Source organism: Halorubellus litoreus (genome assembly GCF_055378595.1).
Genome location: NZ_AP043834.1, coordinates 300,040 through 317,723, shown reverse-complemented (window position 1 = coordinate 317,723; position 17,684 = coordinate 300,040). Strand labels below are relative to the sequence as shown.

The 17,684-nt window shown below is 67.9% G+C and carries 19 protein-coding genes; 9 read left to right on the top strand and 10 right to left on the bottom strand.

The window, feature by feature from the left end:
• The first annotated feature begins 4 nt into the window (after positions 1-4).
• Positions 5-1,681, top strand: coding sequence for an FAD-dependent monooxygenase (locus ACZ48X_RS01445; RefSeq protein ID WP_336351353.1), 1,677 nt, complete (start codon positions 5-7; stop codon positions 1,679-1,681).
• A 6-nt stretch (positions 1,682-1,687) separates the two neighbouring features.
• On the top strand, positions 1,688-2,110 hold the full coding sequence (locus ACZ48X_RS01440) for a hypothetical protein (protein WP_336351354.1): 423 nt from the start codon (positions 1,688-1,690) through the stop codon (positions 2,108-2,110).
• 11 nt (positions 2,111-2,121) lie between these two features.
• Here the strand turns inward: ACZ48X_RS01440 and ACZ48X_RS01435 are convergent, their stop codons facing one another.
• From ACZ48X_RS01435 to ACZ48X_RS01420, 4 genes are all read right to left on the bottom strand, one after another.
• Positions 2,122-4,017: a cation:proton antiporter domain-containing protein gene (locus ACZ48X_RS01435; protein WP_336351355.1), complete on the bottom strand. Its 1,896-nt coding sequence runs from the start codon at positions 4,015-4,017 to the stop codon at positions 2,122-2,124.
• Between the two features lie 108 nt (positions 4,018-4,125).
• The gene (locus tag ACZ48X_RS01430) at positions 4,126-4,551 is read right to left on the bottom strand and encodes a universal stress protein (RefSeq protein ID WP_336351356.1); all 426 of its coding nucleotides are present in this window, start codon (positions 4,549-4,551) and stop codon (positions 4,126-4,128) included.
• Between the two features lie 2 nt (positions 4,552-4,553).
• Complete coding sequence (locus ACZ48X_RS01425; protein WP_336351357.1) at positions 4,554-4,703, bottom strand: zinc-ribbon domain-containing protein; 150 nt, start codon at positions 4,701-4,703, stop codon at positions 4,554-4,556.
• Positions 4,704-4,710: 7 nt separating this feature from the next.
• Positions 4,711-5,487, bottom strand: a complete 777-nt coding sequence (locus tag ACZ48X_RS01420) for an Lrp/AsnC family transcriptional regulator (RefSeq protein WP_336351358.1) — start codon at positions 5,485-5,487, stop codon at positions 4,711-4,713.
• A gap of 238 nt (positions 5,488-5,725) precedes the next feature.
• Between ACZ48X_RS01420 and ACZ48X_RS01415 the strand changes: the two genes are divergently transcribed.
• A complete protein-coding gene (locus ACZ48X_RS01415) occupies positions 5,726-6,163 on the top strand; it encodes a universal stress protein (RefSeq protein WP_336351359.1) in 438 nt (145 codons plus the stop codon).
• Positions 6,164-6,259: 96 nt separating this feature from the next.
• Positions 6,260-6,949 carry a YqjF family protein gene (locus ACZ48X_RS01410; RefSeq protein WP_336351360.1) on the top strand — a complete coding sequence of 230 codons (690 nt, stop codon included), beginning with the start codon at positions 6,260-6,262 and terminating at the stop codon, positions 6,947-6,949.
• A 59-nt stretch (positions 6,950-7,008) separates the two neighbouring features.
• Here the strand turns inward: ACZ48X_RS01410 and ACZ48X_RS01405 are convergent, their stop codons facing one another.
• Positions 7,009-8,211, bottom strand: a complete 1,203-nt coding sequence (locus ACZ48X_RS01405; RefSeq protein WP_336351361.1) for an inorganic phosphate transporter — start codon at positions 8,209-8,211, stop codon at positions 7,009-7,011.
• 139 nt (positions 8,212-8,350) lie between these two features.
• Between ACZ48X_RS01405 and ACZ48X_RS01400 the strand changes: the two genes are divergently transcribed.
• A complete protein-coding gene (locus tag ACZ48X_RS01400; protein WP_336351362.1) occupies positions 8,351-9,088 on the top strand; it encodes a GNAT family N-acetyltransferase in 738 nt (245 codons plus the stop codon).
• An 81-nt stretch (positions 9,089-9,169) separates the two neighbouring features.
• On the opposite strand, the gene ACZ48X_RS01395 is transcribed toward ACZ48X_RS01400, so the two are convergent.
• On the bottom strand, positions 9,170-9,334 hold the full coding sequence (locus ACZ48X_RS01395; RefSeq protein WP_336351363.1) for a hypothetical protein: 165 nt from the start codon (positions 9,332-9,334) through the stop codon (positions 9,170-9,172).
• Between the two features lie 458 nt (positions 9,335-9,792).
• On the opposite strand from ACZ48X_RS01395, the gene ACZ48X_RS01390 reads away from it, so the two are divergent.
• The gene (locus ACZ48X_RS01390; RefSeq protein WP_336351364.1) at positions 9,793-10,743 is read left to right on the top strand and encodes a thermonuclease family protein; all 951 of its coding nucleotides are present in this window, start codon (positions 9,793-9,795) and stop codon (positions 10,741-10,743) included.
• 42 nt (positions 10,744-10,785) lie between these two features.
• Here ACZ48X_RS01390 and ACZ48X_RS01385 read toward each other — a convergent pair whose 3' ends face one another.
• On the bottom strand, positions 10,786-11,946 hold the full coding sequence (locus ACZ48X_RS01385) for a hypothetical protein (RefSeq protein WP_336351365.1): 1,161 nt from the start codon (positions 11,944-11,946) through the stop codon (positions 10,786-10,788).
• 131 nt (positions 11,947-12,077) lie between these two features.
• Between ACZ48X_RS01385 and sugE the strand changes: the two genes are divergently transcribed.
• Positions 12,078-12,401 (top strand): quaternary ammonium compound efflux SMR transporter SugE, encoded by a 324-nt coding sequence (gene sugE / locus ACZ48X_RS01380; RefSeq protein ID WP_336351366.1) that lies wholly within the window; start codon positions 12,078-12,080, stop codon positions 12,399-12,401.
• Between the two features lie 36 nt (positions 12,402-12,437).
• On the opposite strand, the gene ACZ48X_RS01375 is transcribed toward sugE, so the two are convergent.
• From ACZ48X_RS01375 to ACZ48X_RS01365, 3 genes are all read right to left on the bottom strand, one after another.
• A complete protein-coding gene (locus ACZ48X_RS01375; RefSeq protein WP_336351367.1) occupies positions 12,438-14,261 on the bottom strand; it encodes a helicase HerA domain-containing protein in 1,824 nt (607 codons plus the stop codon).
• 120 nt (positions 14,262-14,381) lie between these two features.
• Positions 14,382-15,761 (bottom strand): hypothetical protein, encoded by a 1,380-nt coding sequence (locus tag ACZ48X_RS01370; protein WP_336351368.1) that lies wholly within the window; start codon positions 15,759-15,761, stop codon positions 14,382-14,384.
• 134 nt (positions 15,762-15,895) lie between these two features.
• Positions 15,896-16,150 (bottom strand): hypothetical protein, encoded by a 255-nt coding sequence (locus ACZ48X_RS01365; RefSeq protein ID WP_336351369.1) that lies wholly within the window; start codon positions 16,148-16,150, stop codon positions 15,896-15,898.
• Between the two features lie 200 nt (positions 16,151-16,350).
• Between ACZ48X_RS01365 and ACZ48X_RS01360 the strand changes: the two genes are divergently transcribed.
• Together ACZ48X_RS01360 and ACZ48X_RS01355 are read left to right on the top strand one after the other, a co-directional pair.
• Entirely contained in the window at positions 16,351-16,905 is a 555-nt protein-coding gene (locus ACZ48X_RS01360) for a hypothetical protein (protein WP_336351370.1), read from the top strand.
• 106 nt (positions 16,906-17,011) lie between these two features.
• On the top strand, positions 17,012-17,680 hold the full coding sequence (locus ACZ48X_RS01355) for an AIM24 family protein (RefSeq protein ID WP_336351371.1): 669 nt from the start codon (positions 17,012-17,014) through the stop codon (positions 17,678-17,680).
• Positions 17,681-17,684 lie beyond the last annotated feature (4 nt).

Sequence of the window (17,684 nt, the reverse complement as noted above, 5' to 3'; positions counted from 1 at the left end):
TACAATGACTGACGACAGAGAACACTACGAGGCGGTCGTCGTCGGGTGCGGTCCCGGCGGCGCCGCGGCGGCGGCGGTACTGGCCGACAACGGCGTCGAGACGCTCGTCCTCGAACGCGGGGTCGAAGCCGGGTCGAAGAACGTCTCCGGCGGGCTCATCTACGCGGAGGAGTCGGCGCCGTACACGATCGACGACCTCTACCCGGGATTCCGTGAGTACGCGAGCGAGCGACCGATCACGGAGTACCACATCCACAACGTCGCCGGGGACAAGGTCAAGAGCTACGACATCACGGACCTCCACGACCACGACACGGAGTGGTCGGACGCGGTCCTGCGTCGGAAGATGGATTCGTGGCTCGAGCGGCGCGTGCACGAGCGGACTCGGGAGACCGGCGGTGGCGTGGTCACGGGCGTGCACGTGGACGGCCTCATCCAGGAGGACGGCGAGGTGAAGGGCGTGACGTGCGAGGAGCTCGACCCCATCGAGGCGGACCTCGTCGTCGCGGCGGACGGCGTGAACAGCGAGCTGGCGCGCGAGGCGAATCTGATGGACTGGGAGGAGCCCGAGGAGTGGTTCCAGGGCGTGAAGGCGGTCGTCGACCTCCCCGAGGGCGCGGTCGAGGACCGGTTCGGTATCGGCGAGGACGAGGGTGCGGCGCACCTGTTCTCGGGCGACCTCTTCGAGGGCGTCCGCGGCGGTGGGTTCGTGTACACGAACGAGAGCACGCTCTCGGTCGGCACCGTCTTCCACCTCGACAGTCTCGTCGCCGAGGAGGCGGAACCGCACGAGTTGCTGGACGCGCTCCTGACGCACCCGATGCTCGACGAGTACTTCGACGGCGAGTACGACGAGCTCGAGTACTCGGCGAAGCTCGTGCCGGACTCGAAGAAGGTCGCGCACACCTCGCCCCATCGCGGGCGACTCGTGCTCGTCGGTGACGCGGCCGGGCAGATGCAGGCGCAGGGCCCCATCATCAAGGGGATGAACCACGCCGTCACCGCGGGCGCGCTCGCCGCGGAGGCGTTCGTGGAGTCCCGTGCTCGCAAGAGCCGGAAGTCCGAGCCGACCGCGGGCGAACTCTACGAGCGCAAGCTCAAGACCGAGGGCGTGATGGGGAAGCTCCGCCCGAAGCGCTACGAGGTCGCGGCCGCGCTCGGCGAGCGCGACGCCGTCACGGACATCACGGATTCACTGCTCCAGTCGCCGGTCGGGAAGGTCGGGCTGAAGGTCGCGGATTCGCTCGGCGTCGTCGAGCGCGCGTACTCGTCGCCGTTCATGTCGATGTTGATGCCGGACACGAAGACGCCGTACGTGACGCTCCCGACGGTCATCGGGGAGACGCTCGGCGACCGCGTCACCGGCGAGAACACCATCGAGCCGCCGGCGCTCGACGACCGCATCGGCGACCTCACGTACGACGTCGGCGACCCGCACATCGAACTGCTCGACGAGTCCTACGCGGCCAGCGGCGCTGCGGTGTCGGCGTGTCCGGTGAGCGCGCAGGACTTCGGCGGTGGCTGCTATCGCTCGGAGACCGTGAAGACGAACGGGAGCGAGGAGCGGGTCGTCAGTCTCGACACGCAGCCCTGCGTCGAGTGCGGGACGTGCGCGGTCGTCGCGGACACCGACTGGAATCATCCCGCGGGGAACAAGGGCGTCGAGTTCAAGCAGGGGTGACCGAGCGTGGCCGACGCGTCGCGAGACGAGTGGACTGACGCGCGGTCGAGTGAGCGCCGCGACTACGAGGCTCGCGCGGTCGCGCTCCGCGAGCGCGCGACGACGGCGCGCGAGCAGTTCAGCGCGCCCACCGCGCCCCCGGACGAAGAGCGCGCGCTCGCGTTCGCTCGCGACGGCGTCGGCGAAGCCGCGGCGACGTACATCGAAGCTCGCACCGAGGATTCGTGGGTGTACTTCGAGTCCGACGCCTGGGACGCGCTCGAAGTCGGACTGAACACGTATCTCGAACTGTTCGCGGCGTGCCACGGCGTCGACTGCAACCCCGACGTCACCGCCCGAACGGCAGCGGAGACCCTGCTCGACACGCACGACGCGGTCGACACCGCGGCCGTCCTCACGGACGTCGACGTCACCTGGCGGGACGACTGAGCCGAGGACGCTCAGAGGACGCCGGTGTCGTCGCAGTAGTCCTGTGCCTCTCGCACGGCCGCCTTCCCGCCGATGAACGTCAGGTGGTCGCCGCGTTCGACGACGTCCTCCGGCTCCGGGAGTCGGTTGTCGCCGCCGCGCGTGACCAACGCCAGGTGACAGTCGTTCGGGAGCGCCGCGCGGAGCTCCGCCACCGACTGCCCGACCGCTCGGTCGCTCGTCACCTCGACCTCCTGGACGTCCCCCTCGCGGTCTTGTTCCGTCATCCAACGCGCGATACCGGGTCGCTCGATGACGTTGTCCATCGACCACGCCACCGACATCCCGGTGGATATCACTTCGATGTCGAGGTTCTCGAACGCCTCGACGTTGTCCGGTTCGTTGACCCTCGCCACGACGGTGTCCACGCCGAAGGTGTTCTTCGCGAGCTGTCCGACGAGGAGGTTCACGTCGTCGTCGCCTGTCGCCGCCGCGATGACCTTCGCGCTGTCCGCCCCAGCGTGGTCGAGGACGTCCCTGTCGCTGCCGTCGCCGTCGTGCACGGAGAACCCGTCCTGGCGGAGGCTCTCGACGACGTCGCCGTCGGCCTCGATGAGGAGGACCTCCTCGCCGCGGTCCTCGAGCCGCTCGCCGAGCGCGCGGCCGACTCGCCCGCCGCCGACGACGATAGCTCGCATTGGAATCACGTTCAGACCCTGTGCGATGTGACGCGCCAGTCCCCCTTGAAACACGACGGTCACGAGGATGACCAGGAACACCGCGCCGACGAGCGTCGTCGCCGCCTGCGGGTTCGCCGGGCGTAGTTCGAGCGCGAACAGCGTCGCGACGCTCGCCGGGATGATACCTCGCGGGCCGATGGCGCTCATGTAGAGTCGTTCCGCGAACGCGAACCGGTCACCGACCGTGCATAGCATCACGAGCGCCGGGCGAACCACGGCGGTGATGGCGACGACGGCCACGATACCTCCGACGCCGAGCGCGAGGAGGTCGTCGAGCGTGAGGAGCGACGCCAGCGTGATGAACACGAACGTCAGGACGACGAGCGTGAGGTCGCCCTTGAACTGCTCTATCTGTTCCCGGTAGGGGAGCGAGACGTTCCCGAGGAGGAAGCCCGCCGCGGCCACTGCGGCGATCCCGGACTCGGACCCGAGCTCGCCGGCGACACCCAGCTCCGCCGCGAGTATCTCCGCGACTCCGTACGCGCCGAGCGCCGCGATGAGGACGATGAGGCGCGCGTTCTGCGGGGCGTTCTCGACGGAGAGACCGACGTCGTTGAGGAGGTACCAGACGACGGCTGCGACGAGACACCCGACGGCGACCCCGAGCGCGAGTCGCGTCGCGAACATCCCGACGAGCGTGGGGAGGCCGCTCGAACCCAGGAGGAGGTACTCGAACGTCACGAGCGCGAGTATCGCCGCGGTCACGTCGTTGACGACGCCCTCGGTCTCGAGGGCGGACGCCACCCGATCCCGGACTGGGACGACGTCCATGATCGGCGTGATGACCGTCGGCCCGGTCGCCACGAGGAGCGCCCCGACGAGCAATGCGAGCGCCCACGAAGTCCCCAGGGCGAACCGGACGACGACGGCTGTACCGACCAGCGAGAGGAGGGCGCCGACGGTGACGAGCCGAAGCGTCTCGCGGGGTGCTTCCCGGAGCCGGTCGACGTGGAGGTGGAACGCGCCCTCGAAGACGATGATGGCGACGCTCAGCCCGACGATTGCCGGGAGAGCGTCGCCGAACACGGCGGGGTCGACGAGGCCGAGGCCCTCGGGGCCGACGACGACGCCCGCGAGGATGAGGAAGAGGACGCTCGGTATTCGGAGTCGGTCCGCGAGGACCTGCGCGGCCACCCCGACGCCCATTATCGTGACGACGATACCGACGATCTCGGTCGCGGCACTCATCGCTGGAGTTCGATGCGGGGGTGCGGTCCGTCGTCGAACGTCGCGTCGACGCTCGTGGTCGACAGGACGAGGCGTTCGCGTCCGTCGACCGAAATTAGTCGGGCGTGCTCATGCATCGTCCGAAGCGTCTGGTCTGGCGAGTGATACGACGGGGTGGTCGGCTTCGGTGACGAGCCTGAGTGAGCGGTCGCCGGCGAGGAACTGGACGATGCGGTTCCCACCCCGGGGGAGGAAGGCGATGGCGGTGGCGTCCACGTCGTCCGCGACGTCGACGATCCGTTGGACGACGTCACGGCCGTACGCGGTCCGCGTGCGAGCCGCGGGATGCACGCTCCGGAACGCGCTGAAGGCGTCCTCGGCGACGGATTCGGACTGCTCGACCGGCGTCTTGTCCGGGACGCCGGCGCCTTTCTCGACGACGTGCACGACGGTGACGTCGCCGATGTCGTACGGTTCGAGTGCTGTCGCGGTCTCGCGCGCGTCGTCCTCGTTGGCGACCGGGACGACGACGCGGCCGGTGAGTGATTCGGGCATGGTCAGTGAATCTCGTAGTGACTGATATCTCGGGTTCCGCACACCGGGCAGCGTTCGACGGTCGGTTCGACGGTCGTTCCGCAGTTCCGACACTCGGAGACCACGACGACGTCGCGCGTGGCGCCGAGGAGTCGACGCAGGAGGTGTCGCATCTCGAACTCACCCGTCCCCGGTCGTCGTTGGTCGTGCGCGAAACGCGTCGAGGTCCGGTTCGGGCGACGCGCTCCGGGAGAGGACCGTCACGATGTCGTCGGCGGACACGACCGTGTCGCCGTGGGGCGTGAGTTCCCTGTCGTCGCGCTCGATGCCGATGACGAGGGTGTCCTCGTCGATGACGTCGCGGTCCATCGCGGCCGCGAGCGAGAGGCCTGCGATGGGGGCATCGGCGTGGACGCCCACTTCGAGGACATCCGCCTCGCCGGTGAGACTGATGAAGTCGGTCGGTGCGTCCGCGCGCTCGGTGTCCGGCCCGAACGGTTCGTACGGCGAGTGGAACTCGTCCTGAACGAGGTCCTCGTCTTCTATCTCGATGCCGTACCCGGAGAGCGTCCGCGATATCCGTTGGAGGTCGGCGGTCGTTTCGCCGACCGCGAGGACGTGGAGGTTCCCCCGTCCCGTCATGAGCGCGCGGACGTTCACGACGCCCGCCACCGACCGCGCTTTGCGTGCGAGCGCTTCCCGCTCGGGGATGGGGACGTTGCAGATGTAGAGGTTCGTGAGTTTGCCGCCGGCTCGCTCGAAGTCGACCTGCGCGTGGTAACCGCGGACGATGCCGCTCTCCTCGAGTTTCGCGATGCGATTTCGAACCGTCGCGCCCGAGACGCTCAGGGCGTCCGCGAGTGACGCGGCGGTCGTGTGCCGCGCGTCTCCCATGAGCGCGTGGAGGATGCGACGGTCGATGTCGTCGAGCCGGTGGTCGGCTGGTTTGTCTCTCATCTGAAAACGCCTCGATGGTTCGATTATACAAATATACCTCCTAGTATATTGGTTTATGGCTTTGAGAAACCGGGTGTTGATTCGAAATTCGCAATCGTATCCGGGAAGTGTCTGGTCTGGGCGGTGTTTGGTCCGGGCGTGGGGTCGGTCGCGGAACGCTCGAGGGGTCGCTGCCCGACCGGTCGCCGACGAGCGCGAGGGCGAGGTTACTTAGCGCGTCCGCTCGGATGAAGAACAAATGGCTCCCTCGAACGTGCTCGTCCCGCTAGACGGGTCTCCGCTCTCGGACGCGGCGCTCGCACACGCTCTGGAGACGTTCGACTGCGAGATCACCGTCCTGAACGTCGTCGTCCCCATCGACGCGCCGATGAGCGAGGGCGGCATCCTCGAGGACGTCACCGACAGCGACCGCGAGGTCGAGGCGCGCGAGCGAGCGGACCGTCTCGTCGAACGCGCTCGGGACACGGCCGCCGAAGCGGGCCGCGACGTCGACACCGTCGTCGAATCCGGCGACCCCGCCGAGACGATCGTCGAGTACGCCGAGGACCACGCGATCGACCACGTCGTGATGGGCGGCCACGGCGGGAACTCCGGGCTCGCGAGCCGACTCCTCGGCACGGTCGCGACCACCGTCGTCGCGGAAGCGCCGACGACCGTCACCGTCGTTCGCGACTGAGGGCCGGCGATCACCGCGCGTACCGTCGCACTCGAACGTGGAACCGGCCGATCGCGCGGCCGATACCTCAAGCCCCTGGAACCCGATAGGTGGAGTATGCCGATAGCAGTCCGGCCGCTCTCGCTCGCGCTCTCCGACGCCTGTCTGGCGCACTGGCCGGTGTCCACCGGGACGATCCGCAGTCGAATCCCGGACTGGACCGAACCCGATCGCTTCGACGACTCGGCGTGGGTCTCGGCGATCATGGTCTCTATCGACCGGTTCGACGCGTTCGGGTTCCCGGTGCGGCGAGACGTCGAGGCGGTCATCCTCCGGACGTACGTCATCACGCCGGCGGGACAGCGAGCGATACACTTCCTCTCACTGGACGTGAACGACCGGCTCGTGGCGGACGCGATGCGGAACCTGTTCCGACTGCCAGCGCACCACGCGTCGGTCGGGCGTCGCGAGGAGGGCGACCGCACGGAGGTCCTCACGCGTCGTCGCGGCGACGACCGGGCGCGACTGGCGGTGACGTTCACGCCCGCGGGTGAACCGGGGCGGACGGCTCCGGACACGCTCTCGTCGTTCCTCGTGGAGCGGGAGCGGTACGTCGCGACCGGCCCGCTGGGCTCGCGGCTCGTCGGGTCCGTCGGGCATCCACCGTGGCCGGTCCAGCCCGCGGACGCGACGGTCACCGAACGCTCGCTCCTCGACGCCGCCGGTATCGACCCCGCGGGCGAGCCGTCGCTCGTCCACTACAGTCCGGGCGTCGAGATGGCGATCGGGACGCTGGAGCGCGCGTAGCAATCGGGACGCTGGAGCGCGCCTACCCGCCGGCACGTCTCGTCCGGGTGGGTTCGACGCTACCCGAGGACGGTGGCGAACGCGGTGTAGACGCCGAACCCGACCGCGACCGACGAGAACAGCGTGATGAGCCAGAACACGACGGTCGTGAGGAGCTTCCGGCGTGAGACGCCGGCGCTCCCGCCGGCGAGACCGCCGCCGATGACGCCGCTGATGATGATGTTGTTGAACGAGATGGGGATGCCGAGGACGATCGCGGCCTGCGCGATGATGAAACCGGGGACGAGCGCGGCGATGGAGCGTCGGATGCCGAGCTGGGCGTACTCGCGGCTCGTCGCCTGGAGGAGTCGCGGCGCGCCCATCCACGCGCCGCCGAGGATGCCGGCGGAACCGAGCCCGAGGAGGACGATGCTCGGGAGGCCGAGTTCCACGCCGTAGAGGTTCTCCAGCGGCCCGGTGGCGAGCCCGACCTGGCTGCCGCCGCTGGAGAACGCGACGATGCTCCCGAGCACGAGGAGGAACGTCTTCACGCCCTTGTCGACCGACGCCTGCGTGCGGCGGCGGATGAACTGGAAGCTCGCGGCCGCGAACGCGAGCGTGAGGACGACGACGAGGACGTCGACGCCTTCGACGCTCGGTGTGTCGACGAAGCTCGCGCCGTATGCGGCGAGACTCCCCTGGGTCGCGTCCCCTGGCGCGGGGATGATGCTCAGCCGGACGTTCGCGACGATGCCGCCGACGACGGCCGCGAGGAGCGGGATGCCGACGGTGTCGGGGACGTCGTCGCGGCGGAGGAGCGTCGCGGTGAGGTACGCGAGCCCGCCGGAGACGGGCGGAACGAGCACCCAGAACGTCGCGATGCGCTGGTACGTCGAGATGGCTGGGTCGCCGCCGAGCCCGAGGCCGACGCCGACCATCGCGCCCGTGGTCGCGAACGCCGCGGGCACCGGGTAGCCGCTGTAGATACCGAACGCCATGAAGCCGGTGGCGGTGAGGAGGCCGGCGGTCGCGCCGAGGCTCGTGATTGCGACGCCGTCGACGAGGCCGCTGCCGACGGTCTCGGAGATACTGCCACCCTGCGTGAGGGCGCCGAGGGCGGCGAGGATGCCGATGAGGAACGCGGCGCGCATCGTGGAGATGGCGTTCGCGCCGATGGCGGGCGCGAACGGTGGCGAGTTCGAGTTCGCGCCGAGCGCCCACGCGGTGACGAGGCTCGTGACGGTGGCGAGCGCGACGAGCGCCCAGAAGACGGCGTCTACCACTGCCACCACCGACGGGGTGGTGATACGGGGGCGGCGGGCATGGTTGCCGCGTCGCCCGCCCGCATCAAGTAGTTGTCGCCGGTTTCACGTCGTAGTATTCCGAACAACCATTAAGTACTGCGGGGTGGTACCAGATGGCATGGAACTGACTGGCAAGCTCGAGTTCGACCACGCGGACCGCGAGGCGATCTACGACTACGTGGAGTCACACGGCACCGTCCGCTACGAGAAGCTCCGGAAGTCCGTCGGGCTCGACGAGCGCGCGTTCGGGCACCACATCGCCATCCTGAAGCGAAACGGCGTCCTGGAGGAGGCGGACCGCGACCACCTCCGTATCGCGTACGAGTCCGGCGCCGAGGAGGAGTACGAGAGCGGCGAGGTGGCGTTCACCATCCGGCAGGCGCGCGAGGAGGACCTCACGGGGCTCGTCGGCGCGATGCGTCGCACCGTCGAGGGCGGCGATTACGTCGAGGCGGAATCCGTCGCGCACATCCTCGAGGAGGAAGGCGTCCTCCTCCGACGCAACGAACTGGAGACGCGGATGTTCTTCGTCGCGTGCGTCGACAACGAGGTCGTCGGCTGGGTGCACATCGACCACCCGGAGGTCGAGAAACTCAGTCACACCGCCGAACTCACCGTCGGCGTCCTCGAGGAGTACCGCGAGCACGGCATCGGCTCGCACCTGCTGGAGCGAGGCGTCGAGTGGGCGGCGAGTCGCGGCTACGAACGCCTCTACAACTCGGTGCCGGCGACGAACGAGGGCGCGATCGAGTTCCTCGAAGGCCAGGGCTGGCAGACCGAAGCGGTCCGCGACGACCACTACAAGATCGACGACGCGTACGTCGACGAGGTCATGATGGCGAAGCACCTCGTCTGACGCGATCGGGCGACCACGGTCGAACGACTTCTTTCGGAGGTTGCACGAGAGCGACCGCATCGGCTGGGCGGCCGCGACCGCTCAGGGAAGCTCGTCGCTCGCGTCGGGGAGGGCGTCCGCGACGACGCCGTCCTGGCGAGCGAGCACGCGAGCGTGCGGCGCGCAGACCAGACGGTTCTCGGCCCACGGGACGTGGAGTTCGAACGCCGCACCACGCTCGCAGTCTTCCTCGCTACACGTAGGCACGAGCGTACCGAGGGCGTGCAGCGACAAGGAACCTTCCCCGTCCCACCCCCACTCCCACCCTCACTCCCACCCCCACCCCGTCCGCTGTTCCACACGGTTCTTCACGCGCGCCACGGGGACGCCCGTTACGGGTTCGACCCCCACCCCGTCCGCTGTTCCACGCCAGTAGCCCGTCGACACCGCCCGGTCCGCGGTTCGACGCCGCCCAGCGAACGCACCACCCCGCCACGTCCGGAGAAAACCCACAGCAGAGGACGGGATACCCCGCGAATCGCGGCTCGGCCACACCACCGCGTCCGCAGTACTTCCCGCGACTGCGGACGCGCCTCGGCCACGTGGGCGGGAATGGGCGCCTCGGCCGCGTCGGCGGGAATGGGCGCCTCGGCCGCGTCGGCGGGAAGACGCGTACCGGTCGCGTCGGCGGTACACTCATCTCGCGAGGGGACCACCATCCGTACATGCATCAGCGGTCCGTCATCGTCGTCGCCCTCGTCGTTCTCGTCGCTCTCAGTGGCTGTCTCTCCGCTGGTATCGACGCGAGCGCTGGCGGCTCGAACGACGCGAACGGAGGCGGTGTCGGGACGGCGACCGAGTGGACGGTCGAGGTCGTCGAGGTCGTCGACGGCGACACCCTCAAGGTCGAGTTCCCGGACGGTCGCGTCGAGAACGTCCGCTTGCTCGGCGTCGACACCCCCGAGGTCCACACGGGCGTCACGCCCGACGAGTTCGAGGGCATTCCCGAGACCGAGGACGGCCGCCAATGGCTCCGCGACTGGGGGCACAGGGCCAGCGAGTGGATGATTCAGCGCGTCGCCGACGCCGAGGTCCGCATCGCGACCGACCCCGAAGCCGACCGCCGTGGTTCGTACGGGCGCCTCCTCGTCTACGTCTACGTCGACGGCGAGAACGTGAACGCCGAACTCCTCGAGCAGGGGTACGCGCGGATGTACGACAGCGAGTTCACGGAACGCGACCGGTTCGCGAGCCTCGAAGCGAGCGCGCAATCCCAGAACGCCGGCCTCTGGGCGTACACGGACGGCGCGGGCGCCGCCAGCGACGATGGTGGCGCCGTCGGCGACAGCGGCCTCGCGGTCGCGACCGTGCACGCGGACGCCGACGGCCCGGACGGCGACAACCTCAACGACGAGTACGTCGTCCTCGAGAACCGCGGCGACCGCACCATCGACCTCTCCGGGTACACGGTCCGCGACGACGCGAACCACGCGTACACCGTGCCCGACGGCGTCGCGCTGCGCCCCGGCGAGCAACTGACGCTGTTCACGGGCAGCGGTGACGCGACCGCCGACTCGCTGTACTGGGGCGCGAGCAGCCCCATCTGGAACAACGACGGCGACGTCGTCTACGTCGAAACCCCGAACGGCACGACCGTCGTCGAGTACGAGTACTGAGCCGTCGACGACCACCGCGACGACCGCGACCGCTGTAGCGACCTAGCTCGGCGGTGCGACGTCGACGCCGGGTTCGTACTTCGTGTCTCGGCGGAACGCGACCACGTGATACCGTTCGTCGAGCGTCGGCGGCGTTCCGACCGACGACCGCGTCCCGTACCCGATGCCGGCCTCGTTGAACTTCCCGGAATCCGTCTTCGCGTGGATGTAGAGTTCGTCACCGGCGGACACCTCGCGGTCGGTGCGCGCGACGTACTTTCGCGCCGCGTCCGGCTGCTGGAACACCGAGATGCGCGAGTCGGACGCTATCGACCCCGACTCCATCGTCAGGCGGACGTACTTCCGGTCGTCGGTCAACTGCGCGGAGAAGTCAGGTCGTTCCTCTCGTGCGGTCTCCACCCACGACGGCGCGGAGAGCGACACCGCCCCGACGTCCGACACCTCGAACCGGAACCGATGCCGGCGCACCTCACCCTCGAAGTTCGACGAGTCGTACACCGCCTCTATTCGTCGGATGACACCGTTCTCGTCGACGCGCATCCGCGCGCCCTCGATGGACTTCAGTTCTCCCTCGCTGTGGCCCGGCGACCGCACGGTCTCCCCGACCGAATCGGCGCGCACCTCCCACACGGCCGGCCGATCGTCGTTCACGCGCTCGGGCGACCCCCACGCCGGCCCCTTCAGGAGCGGCTGGATCTCCTCGGCCCAGAATATCTCCTCGAACGACGGTCGCGTGCTCAACCCGTACGTATCGCCGTCGGCCACCTCCTCTCGCCACAGCATGTCGCCGCCGATGGTATGGAACGCGTCGACGGGTCCACCACCTTTCCGATTCCAGTGCCCGAGCGCGATACCGTCCGCGGCCTCGTACTCGCGATGCCACTTCTGACTCCCGCTCTCGACGTCGACCTTCGTGTACTGCGCGCGGTAGGACAGCTCCGCGACCGCCGAATCACACGTCGAGTACAGGTACGACTCGACGCCGTCGTCGCTCAATCCGAACGGATACGTCGGGTCGCCGCGCTCCGTCGTGGTCTCCGGTTCGGTCTCGGTCGCCGTCGCCGTCGCCGTGGCGGTCTCGACGGTCCCCATTCCTGCACCGTCCGTGCCCGTCGCGTTCGTCGTCCCACTGCCCCCTTCGAGCCGGAGACAGCCGGCCGTTCCCCCCACCGCGAGCGCCCCGAGCAACGCACGTCGTCTCATTCGAGCGGAACGAACGACGGCAAGGGCATAACGGTGACGGGCGATTACGAGCGAAGTCACCCCTGGACTGCGAGGGTCACCCGAAGCAGCGACGTCGCAGGACTGAAGCCGACGGTCGCGAACCAACGAACGTGTCCTGGACGCTCCTCGTCGTCGCCGGCCTGTTCGAGATCGCGTGGGCAATCGGCCTCCAGTACTCCGACGGCCTCACGAAACCCGTCCCGACCGCGGCGACCGCGGTCGCGCTCGTCATCAGCATGGTGCTCCTCGCGAAAGCAGTCCAGAACCTCCCCATCGGAACAGCGTACGCCGTCTGGACGGGTATCGGCGCCGTCGGCACCGCGACGCTCGGCGTCGTCCTCTTCGACGAACCGGCGTCGCTTGCCAGGATGGGGTTCATCGCAGTCATCGTCTGCGGGATCGTCGGCCTCCACAGCGTCAGCGGCGGCGCCTGACGAAACGCAGTATCGACGCCACTCGAGCACGACCGACTACTGCCGCGACCGGTTCTTCAACGCCGCCAGCCCTTCGCGTTCGGCTTTCGTCTCCAGGATGCCTTCGACGTACCGGCGGTTGATCTCGTGGCGGCCCTTCTCGTCGCGCTCGAGGACGTTCACCTTCCGGAGTTCGATGATGGCGCTCGAGATGTGATGGCCGGTTGCATCGACGAGCGGTTCGACGTCGCGCGTCCGGATGGGGCCGCGGTCGGCGAGCACCGCGATGACGTCCCACGCGTGCTCGCGGCGACAGTTCGACTCGCGGATGGCGGCCTCGACCTTCTCCTCGATCGGGTCCTCGTGCAGGAGGTCGATCGTCGACACCGACTCCAGGTCGCCGCCCGCGCCGTCGTCGTCCGACAGCCGTCGCTGGAGTTGCTCGAGCGCCATCTCGAGGAACGCGATGCGGTCGGCCTGGTCGGAGATGACCTCGCCCTCGTCCGTCTCGGACTCGAGCTGTTCGGTCTTCTGGCGTTCGTCCCCGAGTTCCGCGTGCATCGACTCCACCTCCGCTTCCAGTTCGTCCACGCGCGTCGCCAGCTCGTCGCGCTCCGCGCGTAACTCGTCGCGTTCGTCGGCGAGCTCGCTCTTCTCGGCCGCGAGCGCCTCCACGCGGTCCTCGAGGTCCGCCTTCGTCGTCGCGAGGTCGTCGAGTCGCTCCTCGAGTTCGCGCGCTCGCTTCCGGAACTCGTTGCGCTCGTGCTCGATCTCCGCGTTCGACTTCTCGTGGTCTTCCTTGTCGCCCTCGACCTCGTCGAGCGTCTGCTGGTCGTCGTCGCTCGGCGCCGTGATACCGGTGTTCCCCGCGATGGCGTCCGCCATCTTGTTCGCCGCCTGCGAGATGTCCCTGGCGTCCTCGAGTTCGTCCTCGAGCGTCGCGATCCGCTGGTCTTTCTTCTCGATCTCCGCTTCGAGTTCCGCGATGCGGTTCTCGTGCTCCTCCTTGTCCTCCGTGATGGACTGGAGGTCGCCGACGAGGTTGTCGCTCACCGACTTCAACTCCGGGCGTTCGAAGTCGTCGAGCCCCGGCGTCGCGCCCGCGTCGAACGTCCGCTTCCGACGGAACTGCACGGTCCGCAGGTCCGCTTCCGCCCAGTCCGTCTGCATGAACGCCTGCCCGTCGTCGAGGTCCGTCACGCGGTCGGCGTACTCCGACCCGATGATGCGCCCGACGACGTTCGTGTCGTTCTCCCACGTCAGCCGGTGCCACACGAGCCAGTTCGCCTGCGTGATGAAGTCCTTCTTGACGTCCGCGGGCCGCTGACTGATGCCGACGATGCCCAGGCCGTGCTTGCGGCCGCGCTTCCCGATCTTGATGAGCATCTTCCCCGTCTCGTCCATCCCACCGCCTTCCGGGATGTACTCGTGGACCTCCTCGCAGACGAGCAGGAACGGCTTCTTGAGCTTCTTCTCCTTCGCGAACAGGTGTCTGGCGGTCTGCAGGATGAGTTCGTTCGAGACGTCCTCGTCGAGGTACCCGGAGACGTCGAGGATGACCGGGATGTTCTCGTTCAGCGCGAGGTCCGCGACCTTCTCGGCGTGCTCGGGCGCGACCTGGATGTCGCACTCCTCGTCCGCGCCGACGTGCAGGAGCTCGTACTCCTCCTTCAACCCGTAGTACTCGCCCTCGCAGTCGATGATGAGCATCGGGAACCCCGCGTCCAGGAGTTCCTCGCAGACGACGCTCGCCGTGTTCGACTTCCCGCTCCCGGACTTCCCGGTGACGAACCCGCGACCGGTCAACAGCTCCACGACCGGTAGCTCGACGGCGTCGCCGTCGACCGTCTCCCCCACGCGGATCGTCCGCGTCTCACTCATCGACGTTCACCCAGGCACCCGGCTTCATTACGCGCAGACAGACACCCCCACAGGTTGTATCTTTCCCTACACGAAGACGCGTCGTGGCGACGCGGAACGGCCGATGGCTCGGACGCGCCGTCAGACGTCGTAGACGCTCGCCTTCGACTCGCGGTACTGGTCCGGGATCTGCCCGATACCCCAGCCCTCCGTCGTCGTCTCCACGTAGTAGTACTTGCGCTCGTCGTAGATGTACGCGAACCCGTCGAAGTCCTTCTGCATCAGCAGTCCGACCGCCATGTGCCCCGGCGGCTCCAGGAGGACGGCGTCGTAGTTGAACGGCTCGGACTCGAGGATGGACGCGAACAGGATGCTCGTATCCTCGCAGTCACCGGAGAGCATCGTGAGCGTCTCCATGATGAACTGCGTGTAGTCGTCGTACCCGCTCGACACCGAATCCTCCACGTACGGCAGGCGCTGCACGAAACTCAACGCGAACTGGATGCGTTCGAACTCGCCCGTGAACCCGTTGTTCTCCGCGGCCTCGTAGAGGAACTCCGCGATCTCGTTCGCCGCCCCCTCGAGGAGTTCGAACGAGACGTACTCCGCTCGCGCCCGCCCTCGAGACCGCAGCGACGCCGCCGCGTACGCGCTCTCCAAGGCCAGGTAACTCACCGCCCACGACCGACCGTTCGTCCGTCCACGCAGCGTCTGCACGTATCCGCCCTCGACCGGCTCCCGCTCGAACGCGCTCCCCGACGCCGCGTCGAGTTGCCCGCGTCGGTCCGCTCGCTCGATGTGGTCGTCCGTGACGACGAACGGGTCCGTCTCCATGAACGCGTACAGGTCGTCCTGCTCGACGTCAGTGCGGTCGACGCTCTCCGGGACGACCGCGGCGGTGTACTGTAACGGAACGCCCTCCGGCGCCGCGGAGAGGTCCATCGGGACCGTCACCTGCTGGGCGGACGATTCCGGACGGACCGGGTCGCTCGACGCGCTATCGACCAATCCACCGCGCGGATACACCGACGCGGCGACGACCACCTTCACCGGCGTGTCAGTCGACGGTTCCGTCGGGAACACCGTCGTCGTCACCTCGTCGAGCGCGTACCGATGCACGTGGGTGCGGTACCGCCAGAAGTCGTCGGTCACGTACAGGCCTTGCTTCCCGAGATCGCGGTCCGGAGCGTCGACCGTGGGCGGAGGTGTGGTCGACGACGTCGACTCGTTCCCCGACGTGGCCGCGGCCCGTTCCTCGTCGACCGTCTCCGTCCCTGGCGCCGGTGCGACGCGAGCCGTCTCATCGTCCGGGCCGCCCGCGGCCGTCGACACCGGAAGGAGCGAGATGTTCGGCACGACGGCATCTCGCTGTGCGTTCTCGTCGTCGGTGACGAAGTCCTCGCGAGCGAGCGGCGGCCTGGACTCCTCGCCGCGGAACGACGGCGTCTCCACGGTACTGAGGCACCCGCTGGTCGCGACGAGGCTCGCGGAGAGTGCCCCCAGAAGACGCCGTCGCCTCATGTTGAAGTTCGATAGTTTCCCGACCAATATAAAAGGTGCTGTTATTCGTTCTCACACGAACGCCCGAACAACCCGTAGACGGCGCTTACCACGGAACGAGCGGGCCACGCGCCACGCGGTCGCCCGTATACTTATCAGGCAATCTCCTGCGATTCCTCGACGAGCCGTTCCAGGTCGTCGAACCGGTCGGTCTCCTCGACGATGTCGTCCAGGTCGAACCCGGCGTCCTCGGCGCGCTCGACGAGCTCGCGGAGTTCGTGCGGCGTGACGTCGTGCTCCTGCATCACTTCGCGGATCGCTTCGCGGTAGAGTCCGGACGCGTTGATGTGGGAGTTCCACTTCAGGAAGAGGAGGTCCATCTTCTCGACGGTGACGGTCGTCGACTTCATCGTCGCTCACCGCCGATTCTGGATCGGTGGGACATACACATAACTACTCACTATTCAGTAATGTGTGTTGATAAAATTAACCTCTTGTGGTCGAGGGGCTGTCACCGTGGTTGGCGTCGTCGACGCTCCGCGTATCGAACGCTGAGTTCGAACGAACGCTTTAGCGGTCGGCGGGCGAGGTTCCGACCTGACACGGCGAAATGTTCCCCGTATTCGTCGCCGAGAACCTGCCCCAGTGGGTCGGCGCGCCACTCCTCCAGCTCTCGCTCCTCGTCGTCGGCGTCCTCCTCGAACGAACGTACGTCAACCGCCTGACGACCATCACCGGCGCGCTCGCGCTGTTCAGTCACGTCCTGTTCGCGGACGAGAGCGCGCTCTGGGTGGGGCTCTACCTCGACGTCGGCTTGCTCCTCGGCGCGTACGGCGTCTACTGTTACGTCGAAGCGCTCCCGGTCGTGTCCTCGCCCGTGAAGCTCGTGTCGTACTTCGCGTACGCGCCCCTGACCGTCCTGCTCGTCATCGTCCTCCCGCACTGGCTGTTCCCGGTCGCCCTCCTGGTAGGAGCCGCGCTCAACTACAAGCTCGTCGAGGAGCTCGCACCCGCGAAACCGTACTTCTGGGGGGCCGGGGAACGCGACCCCGAAGACGGCGTCGACCTGGAGGACGTCCAGGCGTACGCCGAGCAGGCACGAGCGTTCGTCGAGACGCAACTCGACGACGCCGGTGGTGACACCGACCGCGACACCGCCCGCTGACGGTCCGGCGCCCTCCGAGAAAGTGTCAGATATTCGCGACGAAAGTTATGCTGCAGGTGGGCGAACCGAGGCAGTGAGCCGCCAGACCGTGGCTCGTGATACCACCATGGACGTTCAACGATTCGTCAACGAGAACGCGCCCGAGGAGAGTACAGAGACGTTCGAACTCGAGAACAGCAAGCTACTGGACATCGACGTCGACGGGTCGGTGATGACGAAAGCCGGCGCGATGGTCGCGTACGACGGCGACCTCAAATTCACGGGGACGTCGAACGCCGAAGGCGGCCTCACCGGCTTCATCAAGCAGAAGGCGACCGGCGAAGGCAGCCCCGTGATGGAGGTCGAGGGCAACGGCCACCTCTACGTCGCCGACCAGGGCAAACGGGTCCAGCTCCTGAAGCTCGACGGCGGCGAGTCCATCTCCGTGAACGGCCCGGACGTCCTCGCCTGGGAGAACGCCGTCGACTACGAGATAAAGACCATCGGGAGCATCGGCGGCGCCGCCGCCGGCGGGCTGACGAACGTCTACCTCACGGGACCGGGGATGGTCGCCATCACGACCCACGGTGACCCGCTCGTGCTCTCACCGCCCGTCAACACGGACCCGCAGGCGACGGTCGCCTGGAGCAGCGACCTCTCGCCGAGCATCTCGCGGAACACGAGTCTGGGCGACGCCATCGGAACGTCGAGCGACGAGACCTACCAGATGAGCTTCGACGGAACCAGCGGGTTCGTGGTCGTGCAACCCTACGAGGAAGCGCCCGGCGAGGAGTAGCTCC